At 58.2% G+C, this 1403-nt stretch carries 1 protein-coding gene and 1 pseudogene; both read left to right on the top strand.

Annotated elements, in window-relative coordinates; all coding sequences use genetic code 11:
- Window positions 1-126: pseudogene (locus ACTHUE_RS19125) on the top strand (pseudoazurin); the annotation flags it as partial.
- Between the two features lie 138 nt (window positions 127-264).
- Window positions 265-1403 (top strand): lipid IV(A) 3-deoxy-D-manno-octulosonic acid transferase (gene waaA / locus ACTHUE_RS19120; RefSeq protein WP_440424183.1); only part of this gene is annotated, 1139 nt, incomplete at its 3' end.

Below are 1403 nucleotides of genomic sequence, written 5' to 3'. Positions count from 1 at the left end.
AGCGGCGTGATTCAGGTCGGCAAACCGGTGAACAAAGCCAAAGCGCAAGCCGTTGTCGATGAAATGGAAAACCGCGCCATGCAAAGCAAAGGCCGTCTGAAAAAATATATGGCGCAAGTGAAGTAAACGCTTTTATGCCTGTATTAAAGGCCGTCTGAAACCTTTCAGACGGCCTGTTTCCTTTGCGTAAAACACGCATCAAAGCTATATCTTCCGTTTCAGTTTCCGATAAAATAGGCCTATTCCGACACAAGACCCGTAAGCATGATACGCCGCCTTTACGCCACGTTGTGGCACCTCGCCCCCTTCCTGATCCGCCGCCACCTGCGCCGCCGCGCCCTCAAATCCCCAGCCTATCTCGAGCATTGGGGCGAGCGTTTCGGGCAGGCGTATCCCAATCCCGTACAATGCCCGATTTGGATACATGCCGTATCCGTCGGCGAAACGCGTGCAGCCGAACCTTTGGTGCAGGCATTGCGCCGCCATTTTCCCGACTCGCCGTTTCTGATTACCCAAATGACGCCGACCGGCCGCGCCACCGCGCAATCCCTGTTCCCTGATGCGCAATGCCGTTACCTACCCTACGACAAATCCGAATGGGTCGCCCGATTTTTAGCCGAACACCGCCCCATCTGCGGCATTTTGATGGAAACCGAAATCTGGCCCAACCTGATGCACGGCTGCCAAGAAGCAGGCATTCCCCTCTTTTTGGCCAACGCGCGCCTCTCCGAAAAATCCCAACGCGGCTACCTCAAAATCCGCAAGCTGGTCGAGCCTGCCATGCAGACCCTCTCCGGCTGCTTTGCCCAAACCGCCGCCGATGCCGAACGCCTGCACCTCATCGGCGCATCCAACGTCCACGTTTGCGGCAACACCAAATACGACATCGCGCCCCCCGATGACTCGCGCCCGCTTGCCGTCGCCTTTAAAGAACGCATCGGCGCACGAGCCGTCGTCGTCTGCGCCAGCACGCGCGTGTACAAAGGCACAGACGAAGCCGAGCTGCTCCTCAAAGCATGGCAGGGCTACCGCGGCAATGCCTTGCTGGTCATCGTACCGCGCCACCCTGAAAACTTTCAGACGGCCTACGATACCGCTAAATCGCTTGGTTATACCGTGCAAAAACGCAGCGACGGACAACCCGTTTCCCCCGATACACAGGTTTGGATAGGTGACAGCATGGGCGAACTGGCCGCCTACTACCTCAGCGCAGACATTGCCTTCGTCGGCGGCAGCCTCGTCGATGCAGGCTGCCAAAACATCATCGAACCCATCTCCTGCCGCGTCCCCACCCTCTTCGGCTACTCCAACTACAACTTCGCCCAAGCCTGCAAAGGCGCAGTCGAAGCCAAAGCCGCCGTCCGCGTCGAAACCGCCGAAGCCTGGTACAGAACCACGCGCCA

It is taken from the genome of Neisseria sp. P0021.S005, from assembly GCF_051956955.1.
The sequence above is the reverse complement of the archived record's forward strand: the minus strand, read 5'-3'. Positions and strand labels throughout refer to the sequence as shown.